At 52.9% G+C, this 607-nt stretch carries 1 pseudogene; it reads left to right on the forward strand.

Going from position 1 to position 607, the window contains the following annotated elements:
- Nucleotides 1-607: pseudogene (locus A3761_RS27545) on the forward strand (transposase zinc-binding domain-containing protein); the annotation flags it as partial.

Consider the following 607-nt stretch of genomic DNA (forward strand, 5'->3'; position numbering starts at 1 on the left):
CCGGCAAGGAATGTCTGGGCGAGTCAAGCACCATACTATGAACGCCATCAGCCCGAAAAGACGCTCCTCTATCAATTGGTTCAGGAACATTATCCTGTCTTTAAGTCCTCGTTGGAGGGTCAGGGACAAAGCTTGCCTCGTTACGTTCAGAGAGAGTTCGAAGATTTTCTCCAATGTGGTCGGCTGGAATATGGCTTTTTGCGTGTCCGCTGCGAGGATTGCCATCATGAACGATTGGTCGCATTTAGCTGCAAGCGCAGAGGGTTCTGCCCCAGCTGTGGTGCCCGCCGGATGGCGGAGAGTGCCGCGCTCTTGGTGGATGAGGTGTTTCCCAAAGTTCCCATACGCCAGTGGGTGCTGAGCTTTCCCTTCCAGTTACGATTCCTGCTGGCTCGCCATCCAGAGCTGATGGGTAAAGTGTGAGGCATTGTCTACCGCACAGTCTCTACGCATTTAATTAGGCAGGCTGGTTTTACCAAGGCTACCGCACAAACCGGTGCAGTGACGTTGATCCAACGCTTTGGTTCTGCGCTCAACCTTAATGTCCATTACCACATGCTATTTCTCGATGGCGTATACGCCGAAGATACCTATGGCCAACGGCGGT

The organism is Oleiphilus sp. HI0123 (genome assembly GCF_001635315.1).